Origin of the sequence: Pseudomonas sp. Colony2 (assembly GCF_019382755.1) — a bacterium.
Lineage (GTDB): Bacteria > Pseudomonadota > Gammaproteobacteria > Pseudomonadales > Pseudomonadaceae > Aquipseudomonas.
This window is the reverse complement of record NZ_CP080030.1, coordinates 674,675-684,914: the sequence shown is the minus strand read 5'-3', so window position 1 is coordinate 684,914 and position 10,240 is coordinate 674,675. Positions and strand designations below refer to the sequence as shown.

Sequence of the window (10,240 nt, the reverse complement as noted above, 5' to 3'; positions counted from 1 at the left end):
GGCACAGCCTTTGCAATCACTCCCTCATCACATCATTGAGTCATGGAGATTGCACAATGAAGCGTCGCAGCTTGATCAAGGCTTTCACACTGTCGGCATCCATCGCCGCGATGGGCATGACCTGGACGGTGCAGGCCGCCGAGACCATCAAGGTCGGCATCCTGCACTCTCTGTCCGGGACCATGGCGATCTCCGAGACCTCGCTCAAAGACATGGCGCTGATGACCATCGACGAGATCAACGCCAAGGGCGGCGTGAACGGCAAGATGCTTGAACCGGTAGTGGTGGACCCGGCTTCCAACTGGCCGCTGTTCGCTGAAAAAGGCCGCCAGTTGCTGACCCAGGACAAGGTCGCCGTGGTATTCGGTTGCTGGACCTCGGTGTCGCGCAAATCGGTATTGCCGGTGTTCGAAGAACTCAATGGCCTACTGTTCTACCCGGTGCAATACGAAGGCGAAGAGATGTCGCCGAACGTGTTCTATACCGGTGCGGCGCCGAACCAGCAGGCGATCCCGGCGGTGGAATACCTGATGAGCGAAGAAGGCGGCGGCGCCAAGCGCTTCTTCCTGCTGGGCACCGACTACGTGTACCCGCGCACCACCAACAAGATTCTGCGTTCGTTCCTGCACTCCAAAGGCGTAGCGGATAAAGACATCGAAGAGGTCTACACCCCGTTCGGCCACAGCGATTACCAGACCATCGTGGCCAACATCAAAAAATTCTCGGCCGGTGGCAAGACCGCAGTGATCTCCACCGTGAACGGCGACTCCAACGTGCCGTTCTACAAAGAGCTGGCCAACCAGGGCCTGAAGGCTACCGACGTACCGGTCGTCGCCTTCTCCGTGGGTGAAGAAGAGCTGCGCGGCATCGACACCAAGCCGCTGGTGGGCAACCTCGCCGCCTGGAACTACTTCCAGTCGGTGGAGAACCCGGTGAACAAGAAATTCGTCGCTGACTGGAAAGCCTACGCCAAGGCCCACAACCTGCCGGGCGCGGATAAAGCCGTGACCAACGACCCGATGGAAGCCACCTACGTGGGCATCCACATGTGGGCGCAGGCGGTGGAGAAAGCCAAGTCCACCGACGTCGACAAAGTGCGTGAAGCCATGGCCGGGCAGACCTTTGCCGCGCCGTCCGGTTTCACCCTGACCATGGACAAGACCAACCACCACCTGCACAAGCCGGTGATGATCGGTGAGATCCAGTCTGACGGGCAGTTCTCGGTGGTGTGGCAGACCCAGGAGCCGATTCGTGCCCAGCCGTGGAGCCCGTATATCCCTGGCAATGACAAGAAGCCGGATTACGCCGTCAAGAGCAACTAAGACCGACTCGGTCTAAATGTGGGAGCGGGCTTGCTCGCGAAAGCGGTGTGTCAGTCGACGCATCCGAAACTGAGCCAGCGCTTTCGCGAGCAAGCCCGCTCCCACATTGTCCGTGCATGATCAGGACATTTTGTATGCCCACTGCCCTATACCGCTTCATCCTCGCCGCCCTGCTGTTGCTGCCCCTCGCCGCACACGCCAGCGACGCCGAAGACTTCATCAACGCCAACCCGATGCAACAAGCCAAGCTGCTCCAGGACTGGGCCGCCCAGCCCGACCCGGCGCGCATCGAGCTGGTGGACGCCCTGCAACAAGGCCAGATCAGCGTCAACGGGGAAACCAAGACCGTACGCCTGAACAACCGCCTGCGCGGCCTGATCGACAACGTGCAAGCCAGCCAGGAATTGCTCGCTGCCGACCCCAAGGTGCGCCTTGCCGCCGCCCAGACTCTGCAAAAAAGTGCACAACCTGCGCAGCTGAAATTCCTCGACCAGCAACTCGCCGGCGAAACCAATGATGACGTACACACAGCCCTCAGTCTCGCCCTGGCCAACCTGCAACTGGTAGACCCCGACCCGGCCGTGCGCCTGGCCGCCGTGCGCTTGCTCGGCGGCACCGGCGACCCGCTGGCCCGCACTCGCCTGGAAGCCCTGCTCGCTCCCGGCGTCGAAGCCGACGCCACGGTGCACACCGCCGCCGAGACCAGCCTGGCCCAGGTCAAACGCAAACTGATGGTGGGCGAGATTCTCGGCCAGGCCTTCAGCGGCATGTCCCTGGGCTCGATCCTGCTGCTGGCGGCGCTCGGCCTGGCGATCACCTTCGGCCTGCTCGGGGTGATCAACATGGCCCACGGCGAGATGCTGATGCTCGGCGCCTACTCCACCTATGTGGTGCAGTTGCTGATGCAGCGCTACGTGCCCCAGGCCATCGAGTTCTACCCGCTGATCGCGCTGCCGGTGGCGTTTTTTGTCACCGCCGCCATCGGCATGGCCCTGGAGCGCACAGTGATTCGTCACCTCTACGGCCGCCCGCTGGAAACCCTGCTCGCCACCTGGGGCATCAGCCTGATGCTGATCCAACTGGTGCGCCTGGTGTTCGGTGCGCAGAACGTTGAAGTGGCCAACCCCGAGTGGCTGTCCGGGGGAATCCAGGTGCTGCCCAACCTGGTGCTGCCGTACAACCGCATCGTGATCATCGCCTTCGCGCTGTTCGTGGTGGTGCTGACTTGGCTGCTGCTGAACAAGACGCGCCTGGGCCTCAACGTGCGGGCCGTCACCCAGAACCGCAACATGGCCGCCTGCTGCGGCGTGCCCACCGGACGCGTGGACATGCTCGCCTTTGGTCTCGGCTCCGGCATAGCGGGCCTCGGTGGCGTGGCCCTGAGCCAGATCGGCAACGTCGGCCCGGACCTCGGCCAGAGCTACATCATCGACTCGTTCCTGGTGGTGGTGCTCGGCGGCGTCGGTCAGTTGGCCGGCAGCGTCATGGCCGCCTTCGGCCTGGGGATAGCCAACAAGATTCTTGAGCCGCAGATCGGTGCCGTACTCGGCAAGATCCTGATCCTCGCGCTGATCATTCTGTTCATCCAGAAACGCCCGCAAGGACTCTTCGCACTGAAAGGACGGGTGATCGACTGATGAACCAGCCATTGATGCTTACGGCCGCGCAAAAGGCCGGCCCCAAGGTGACCGTCGCGGTCGGTGCAGTGGTGCTGATCCTGCTGCTGGCGCTGCCGTTGTTCTCGCTGTTGTCACCGGAAAATCCGCTGCACGTTTCCGCCTATACCCTGACGTTGGTGGGCAAGATTCTGTGCTATGCCATCGTCGCCCTGGCGCTGGATCTGGTGTGGGGTTATGCCGGGATGTTGTCCCTCGGCCACGGCCTGTTCTTTGCGCTGGGCGGTTATGCCATGGGCATGTACCTGATGCGCCAGGCGTCCGGCGATGAGCTGCCGGCGTTCATGACCTTTTTGTCGTGGACCGAGTTGCCGTGGTACTGGACCGGCACCAGCCACTTCCTCTGGGCAATGTGCCTGGTGGTGTTGGCGCCGGGATTGCTGGCACTGGTGTTCGGGTTCTTCGCCTTCCGCTCACGGATCAAGGGCGTGTACTTCTCGATCATGACCCAGGCCCTGACCTTCGCCGGGATGCTGTTGTTCTTCCGCAACGAGACCGGGTTTGGCGGCAATAACGGCTTTACCAATTTCCGCAGCATCCTCGGGTTTGGCATCACCGAGCCGGGTACGCGAGCGGCGCTGTTTGTGGCCACCGTGGTGTTGTTGGTGGCGAGCCTGTTCATCGGCTGGCGCCTGGCCCAGAGCAAGTTCGGCCGGGTGCTGACAGCGCTGCGGGATGCGGAAAATCGCCTGATGTTCTGCGGCTACGACCCGCGTGGCTTCAAGCTGTTCGTGTGGGTGTTGAGCGCGGTGCTGTGTGGTTTGGCGGGCGCGTTGTATGTGCCGCAAGTGGGCATCATCAACCCCAGCGAAATGTCGCCGACCAACTCCATCGAGGCCGCTGTGTGGGTGGCCCTCGGCGGGCGTGGAACCTTGATCGGCCCGCTGCTGGGCGCCGGTGTGGTCAACGGCATGAAGAGCTGGTTCACCGTGGCGTTTCCTGAGTATTGGCTGTTCTTCCTCGGTGCGCTGTTCATCATCGTCACCCTGTATTTGCCCAAGGGTGTGATTGGCCTGCTGAAGAAGAGGGGCGACCAATGAGGATCACAGCGACGGCCGAATTTATGCTCGAACCTATCCTTGAACCCAATAAAGACCAAGGCAGCGCCCGCGATGCCATTGGCCTCGGCCAGGCTGCCGGCAAAGGCCTGAACACCCGCCACGGCACGATCCTGACCCTGGAAGACATCAGCGTCAGCTTCGACGGCTTCAAGGCGTTGAACGACTTGAACCTGTACATCGGCGTCGGCGAATTGCGCTGCATCATCGGCCCCAACGGCGCGGGCAAGACCACGCTGATGGACGTGATCACCGGCAAGACCCGGCCCAGCCACGGCAAGGCCTGGTTCGGCGAAACCCTCGACCTGACGAGCATGAGCGAAGTGCAGATCGCCCAGGCCGGCATCGGTCGCAAGTTCCAGAAGCCCACGGTATTCGAAGCCCTCAGCGTGTTTGAAAACCTGGAGCTGGCGCAGAAGACCGACAAATCGGTGTGGGCCAGCCTGCGGGCGCGCTTGAGTGGTGAGCAGAAAGACCGCATCAGCGAAGTGCTCGACACCATCCGACTCACCGCTTCAGTCAATCGCCCGGCCGGCTTGCTGTCCCACGGCCAGAAACAGTTCCTGGAAATCGGCATGTTGCTGATGCAGGACCCGCAACTGTTGCTGCTGGATGAACCGGTGGCGGGCATGACCGATGCCGAAACCGAGTTCACCGCCGAGCTGTTCAAGCGCCTGGCGGGCAAGCATTCGCTGATGGTGGTGGAACACGACATGGGCTTTGTCGGCTCGATTGCCGACCACGTGACGGTGTTGCACCAGGGCAGCGTGCTGGCCGAAGGGTCGCTGGAACAGGTGCAGGAAAATGAGCGGGTGATCGAGGTTTACCTCGGCCGCTGAACCTGATCGTTCCCACGCTCCGCGTGGGAATGCATCCGGTGACGCTCTGCGTCACACGGCGGACGCGGAGCGTCCATTGCGGCATTCCCACGCAGAGCGTGGGAACGATCATTAAGGGGAACTGAACATGCTGCAAGTCGACAAGCTGCACCAGTACTACGGCGGTAGCCACATCCTGCGCGGGCTTTCCTTTGAGGTAAAAGTCGGCGAAGTCACCTGCCTGCTGGGCCGCAACGGCGTGGGTAAGACCACCCTGCTCAAGTGCCTGATGGGTTTGCTGCCGGCCAAGGAAGGTGCGGTGAACTGGGAAGGCCGCGCCATTACCGGCTTCAAGCCGCACCAGCGGGTGCACGCCGGTATCGCTTACGTGCCCCAGGGCCGGGAGATTTTTGGCCGCCTGACAGTGGAAGAAAACCTGCTGATGGGCCTGTCACGCTTCCCCGGCTCCGAAGCCAAGGAAGTGCCCGCCTTCATCTACGAGCTGTTCCCGGTGCTGCTGCAAATGAAGCAACGCCGGGGTGGTGACTTGTCCGGCGGCCAGCAACAGCAGCTGGCTATCGGTCGGGCCCTGGCCAGCCGCCCGCGCCTGCTGATCCTCGATGAACCCACCGAAGGCATCCAGCCGTCGGTGATCAAGGAGATCGGCGCGGTGATCAAGAAGCTCGCGGCACGCGGCGACATGGCGATTCTGCTGGTGGAGCAGTTCTATGATTTTGCCGCGGAACTGGCCGACCAGTACCTGGTGATGTCCCGGGGCGAAATCGTCCAGCAGGGGCGTGGAGAAAATATGGAAAGCGAGGGTGTGCGCGGGCTCGTTACGATCTAATCTGTAGCGTCCTAACGATAAGCACTGACCATGACCCTACCTGCCCCCACCGCGCTGTTCACCCCAAGCTGGCACGCCGAGCTGGAACTCGGCTACGCGCGTTTCGGCGACACCACGCGCCCAGTGATGCGCCGCCACCTCGGCCCACTGCGGGTGCAAAAGCATCTGTACGCCGAAGGCCCCGAGGTGTGCCAGCACATCATCGTGCACCCGCCGGGCGGGATTGCCGGCGGTGATCGTCTCGATATCAGCGCCCATGTCGCCGAAGGTGCCTGGGCGCAACTGACCAGCCCCGGCGCGGCCAAGTGGTACCGCGCCGGCGGGCCGGCGTATCAGAAACTGGAGCTGACGATTGAGGCGGGCGCGACGCTGGAATGGCTGCCGCAGGAGACCATCGTGTTCAGCGCCGCCCAGGCCGAACTCACCACACGCATCGACCTGCAAGGCGATGCCCGGCTGTTTTACTGGGACGTGGTCGCCCTCGGGCGCCCCGCCAGCGGCGAGCGTTTCGACCTCGGGCACTTCCAGTCGCACCTGGATATCCGCCGCGACGGCCAGTTGATTTGGCATGAGCGCCAGCGCATTGTGGGCGCCGACGGTTTGCTCGACTCACCCATCGGGCTGGACGGGCAACCGGTGTTTGCGACCTTGCTGGTGACCGGCGAAATCGACCCTGAACTGCTCGAACAATGTCGCTCCCTGCCCCACCCGGTACGCGGCGACCTGACCCAATTGCCCGGCCTGCTGGTGGCCCGCTGCCTGGCCAGTGAAGCGCTGCTGGCGCGAGCCTGGCTGATCGCACTGTGGCGCCTGCTGCGCCCGGCCGTGCTGGGCCGCGAGGCTGTATCACCGAGAATCTGGAGCACATGAAGATTAAAAATGTGGGAGCGGGCTTGCTCGCGAATGCAGTGGGTCAGGCAAAGATGCATTCACTGACACACCGCATTCGCGAGCAAGCCCGCTCCCACATTGGATCTCCGGTGTTTTTACGAATGTATTTCATAGTGGACCTTGAACGATGGACCTGACCCCACGGGAAAAAGACAAACTGCTGATCTTCACCGCCGGCCTGGTAGCCGAGCGACGGTTGGCGCGCGGTGTGAAGCTCAACTACCCGGAAACCATCGCCTACATCTCCGCCGCGTTGATGGAAGGCGCCCGCGATGGCCGCACCGTGGCCGAGCTGATGCACTTCGGCACCACCCTGCTCACCCGCGAACAGGTGATGGAAGGCATCCCGGAAATGATCCCGGACATCCAGGTGGAAGCCACCTTCCCCGACGGCACCAAGCTGGTCACCGTCCACCAACCCATCGCCTGAGGCCCGACCATGTCCTTTTTGATTCGTGATGCGGTGCACGCCGATTTACCAGGGATTCGCGATATCTACAACGACGCGGTGCTCAACACCACGGCGATCTGGAACGAACAACCGGTAGACCTGGGCAACCGCCAGGCCTGGTTCAGCGCTCGTCAGTCACAGTTTTACCCGGTCCTGGTGGCCGTCGAAGACGAGCAGGTCATCGGCTATGCCTCGTTTGGCGACTGGCGGCCTTTTGAGGGTTTTCGCCATACCGTCGAACACTCGGTGTACGTGCGCAACGACCAGCGCGGCAAGGGCCTCGGCCCCCAGCTGATGCAGGTGCTGATCGAGCGGGCGAAAACCTGCGACAAACACGTGATGGTCGCCGCCATCGAAAGCGGCAACCAGGCCTCGATCCGCCTGCATGAGCGCCTGGGTTTCATCACCACCGGGCAGATGCCCCAGGTCGGCACCAAGTTCGGACGCTGGCTGGACCTGACCTTCATGCAACTGACGCTCAACCCAGGCGCTGTGCCGCCCAAGGAGTGACACCGATGAACGCCCAACTGCGTCGAGTCAATGCCGAAAGTTTTGCCCATTACCGCCCGGGTTTGATTGAGCTGTTGCTGGACGCCGTGAAGCACGGCGCATCGGTGGGCTTCATGGCCGACTTCGATGAAGCCCAGGCCGGCACTTATCTCAACGGCGTGCAGGCCAGTCTTAACGATGGCAGCCTGCTGCTGTGGGTGGTGGTGCGTGATGAACACGTCATCGCCAGCGTGCAATTGGCGCTGTGCATGAAAGCCAACGGCCTGAACCGCGCCGAAGTGCAGAAGCTGCTGGTGCACAGCGAGGCCCGGCGCCGTGGCCTTGGCCAGCAACTGATGAGCGCTCTGGAACTGAGCGCCCGCCAGTACAAACGCGGGCTGCTGTACCTGGACACCGAAGCCGGCTCCGGCGCCGAAGCCTTCTACCAGTCGCTGCGTTATACCAAGATCGGCGAATTGCCCAACTACTGCCAAAGCCCGGACGGGCGCTACACCCCGACCGCCATCTACTTCAAGACCCTGGGGCAACCTGCATGATTCCTGGCGAATTTCAGATCCAGCCTGGCGACATCGAACTCAACGTGGGCCGGCGCACCGCCACCCTGAGCGTGGCCAACAGCGGCGACCGGCCGATCCAGGTTGGTTCCCACTATCACTTTTTCGAGACCAACGACGCACTGACGTTCGACCGTGCTGCCAGCCGTGGCATGCGCCTGAACATCCCGGCCGGCACCGCCGTGCGCTTTGAGCCGGGGCAGAGTCGTGAAGTGGAACTGGTTGAGCTGAGTGGCAAACGCCGGGTGTTCGGGTTTGCCGGGCGCATCATGGGCGACCTGGATTAATGATCGTTCCCACGCTCTGCGTGGGCATGCATCCTGTGACGCTCCGCGTCACGACCTTCAAGAGCGGACGCAGAGCGTCCAGGGCGACATTCCCACGCAGAGCGTGGGAACGATCAGGAACTAAACACATGAAGATTTCCAGACAAGCCTACGCCGACATGTACGGCCCCACCGTTGGTGACAAGGTCCGCCTGGCCGACACCGAGCTGTTCGTCGAAGTCGAACAGGACTTCACCGTCTACGGCGAAGAAGTGAAGTTCGGCGGCGGCAAGGTGATCCGCGATGGCCAGGGCCAGAGCCAATTGCTCGCCCATGAGGTGGTCGACACCCTGATCACCAACGCGCTGATCATCGACCACTGGGGCATCGTCAAGGCCGACGTCGGCCTGAAGAACGGCCGCATCTTTGCCATCGGCAAGGCCGGCAACCCGGACATCCAGCCCGGCGTGACCATCTGTGTCGGCGCCAGCACCGAAGTGATCGCCGGTGAGGGCATGATCCTCACCGCCGGCGGCATCGATACCCACATCCACTTCATTTGCCCGCAGCAAATCGAAGAAGCACTGACCAGCGGCGTCACCACCATGATCGGCGGCGGCACCGGGCCGGCCACCGGCACCAACGCCACCACCTGCACCTCCGGCCCATGGCACCTGGCGCGCATGCTCCAGGCCTCCGACTCGTTCCCGATGAACATCGGCTTCACCGGCAAGGGCAACGCCAGCCTGCCGGAGCCGTTGATCGAACAAGTGAAGGCCGGTGCCATTGGCTTGAAGCTGCACGAGGACTGGGGCACCACGCCGGCGAGTATCGACAACTGCCTGAGCGTCGCCGACGAGTACGACGTGCAGGTGGCGATCCACAGCGACACCCTCAACGAATCCGGCTTTGTCGAAACCACCCTCGCCGCCTTCAAGGGCCGCACCATCCACACCTACCACACCGAAGGTGCCGGTGGCGGTCACGCGCCAGACATCATCAAGGCCTGTGGCTTCCCCAACGTGCTGCCCAGCTCCACCAACCCAACCCGGCCGTTCACCCGCAACACCATCGACGAACACCTGGACATGTTGATGGTGTGCCATCACCTGGACCCGAGCATTGCCGAAGACGTGGCCTTTGCCGAAAGCCGCATCCGTCGCGAGACGATTGCCGCCGAAGACATCCTTCATGACCTCGGCGCGTTCTCGATGATCAGCTCCGACAGCCAGGCCATGGGGCGGGTTGGCGAGGTGATCACACGTACCTGGCAGACCGCCGACAAGATGAAAAAACAGCGCGGGCGATTGCCTGGCGACGGCGAAGGCAATGACAACTTCCGCGCCAAACGCTACATCGCCAAGTACACCATCAACCCGGCGATTACCCACGGCATCAGCCACGAAGTGGGCTCGATTGAAGTGGGCAAGTGGGCCGACCTGGTGCTGTGGCGCCCGGCGTTTTTCGGGATCAAGCCAACCCTGATCCTCAAGGGCGGCGCGATTGCCTCAAGCCTGATGGGCGACGCCAACGCCTCGATCCCGACGCCGCAACCGGTGCACTACCGCCCGATGTTCGCCAGCTTCGGCAGCTCGCTGCACGCCACCAGCCTGACCTTTATCAGCCAGGCGGCGTTGGCGGCAGGCCTGCCGGAGCAGTTGGGGTTGAAGAAGCAGATCGCCGTGGTCAAGGGTTGCCGCGCGGTGCAGAAAACCGACTTGATCCACAACGATTACCTGCCGGATATCGAGGTTGACCCGCAGACCTACCAGGTCAAGGCCGATGGAGTATTGCTGTGGTGTGAGCCTGCGGATGTGTTGCCGATGGCGCAGCGGTACTTCTTGTTC

At 62.6% G+C, this 10,240-nt stretch carries 11 protein-coding genes; all 11 read left to right on the top strand.

Features of this window, described 5'->3' with window-relative positions:
* The first annotated feature begins 56 nt into the window (after positions 1-56).
* Positions 57-1,322: an urea ABC transporter substrate-binding protein gene (urtA, locus tag JV201_RS02835; RefSeq protein ID WP_003217372.1), complete on the top strand. Its 1,266-nt coding sequence runs from the start codon at positions 57-59 to the stop codon at positions 1,320-1,322.
* 134 nt (positions 1,323-1,456) lie between these two features.
* Complete coding sequence (gene urtB, locus JV201_RS02830; RefSeq protein WP_003217374.1) at positions 1,457-2,959, top strand: urea ABC transporter permease subunit UrtB; 1,503 nt, start codon at positions 1,457-1,459, stop codon at positions 2,957-2,959.
* A complete protein-coding gene (gene urtC, locus JV201_RS02825; RefSeq protein WP_008439056.1) occupies positions 2,959-4,038 on the top strand; it encodes an urea ABC transporter permease subunit UrtC in 1,080 nt (359 codons plus the stop codon). Before urtB ends, urtC begins: the two co-directional genes overlap by 1 nt.
* On the top strand, positions 4,035-4,895 hold the full coding sequence (gene urtD / locus JV201_RS02820) for an urea ABC transporter ATP-binding protein UrtD (protein ID WP_003217378.1): 861 nt from the start codon (positions 4,035-4,037) through the stop codon (positions 4,893-4,895). The genes urtC and urtD overlap by 4 nt, the downstream gene beginning before the upstream one ends.
* A gap of 127 nt (positions 4,896-5,022) precedes the next feature.
* The gene (gene urtE, locus JV201_RS02815; protein ID WP_003217380.1) at positions 5,023-5,721 is read left to right on the top strand and encodes an urea ABC transporter ATP-binding subunit UrtE; all 699 of its coding nucleotides are present in this window, start codon (positions 5,023-5,025) and stop codon (positions 5,719-5,721) included.
* 30 nt (positions 5,722-5,751) lie between these two features.
* The gene (locus tag JV201_RS02810) at positions 5,752-6,591 is read left to right on the top strand and encodes an urease accessory protein UreD (protein ID WP_177036418.1); all 840 of its coding nucleotides are present in this window, start codon (positions 5,752-5,754) and stop codon (positions 6,589-6,591) included.
* A 148-nt stretch (positions 6,592-6,739) separates the two neighbouring features.
* Positions 6,740-7,042, top strand: a complete 303-nt coding sequence (gene ureA / locus JV201_RS02805) for an urease subunit gamma (RefSeq protein ID WP_003217383.1) — start codon at positions 6,740-6,742, stop codon at positions 7,040-7,042.
* Positions 7,043-7,051: 9 nt separating this feature from the next.
* Complete coding sequence (locus JV201_RS02800; protein WP_003217385.1) at positions 7,052-7,573, top strand: GNAT family N-acetyltransferase; 522 nt, start codon at positions 7,052-7,054, stop codon at positions 7,571-7,573.
* 5 nt (positions 7,574-7,578) lie between these two features.
* Positions 7,579-8,109, top strand: a complete 531-nt coding sequence (locus tag JV201_RS02795) for an N-acetyltransferase (RefSeq protein ID WP_134325657.1) — start codon at positions 7,579-7,581, stop codon at positions 8,107-8,109.
* A complete protein-coding gene (locus tag JV201_RS02790; RefSeq protein ID WP_003217389.1) occupies positions 8,106-8,414 on the top strand; it encodes an urease subunit beta in 309 nt (102 codons plus the stop codon). Before JV201_RS02795 ends, JV201_RS02790 begins: the two co-directional genes overlap by 4 nt.
* Before the next feature lie 128 nt (positions 8,415-8,542).
* Positions 8,543-10,240, top strand: a 1,698-nt coding sequence (ureC, locus tag JV201_RS02785) for an urease subunit alpha (RefSeq protein ID WP_008439067.1), incomplete at its 3' end; no start/stop codon positions are given.